The organism is Shewanella sp. TB7-MNA-CIBAN-0143 (assembly GCF_040310065.1).
Taxonomy (GTDB): domain Bacteria; phylum Pseudomonadota; class Gammaproteobacteria; order Enterobacterales; family Shewanellaceae; genus Shewanella.
This window is the reverse complement of the sequence record NZ_JBEOPL010000122.1, coordinates 1-256: the sequence shown is the minus strand read 5'-3', so window position 1 is coordinate 256 and position 256 is coordinate 1. Positions and strand designations below refer to the sequence as shown.

Annotated in this window: 1 pseudogene; it reads right to left on the bottom strand. The window is 34.0% G+C overall.

The features are described 5' to 3' along the window. Window positions 1-201: pseudogene (locus tag AAEY97_RS21365) on the bottom strand (hypothetical protein); the annotation flags it as partial. Window positions 202-256 lie beyond the last annotated feature (55 nt).

The window sequence follows — 256 nt, the reverse complement described above, 5'->3', positions numbered from 1 at the left end:
CTGATTTGCAAAGTGTTTGTAATCGTCTGACTGGATCTCTATTTTATAGTTATTATCGTCGAGTTTTGTTTGGTAATAATGTACTTTATTATCAAAGTCGTAGAGCTTTTCTGTTTTTGCTTGTTTGGCAAAAGCTGTGCCTACGCTTGCACAAGCTAGCAAAGCACCGCCAATAACTAAGCTAATGTTTAATCCTTGCATAAATAATTCCTTTAATTTGCGAACTTTATACCCATTAATACTATCAGTATTAAGC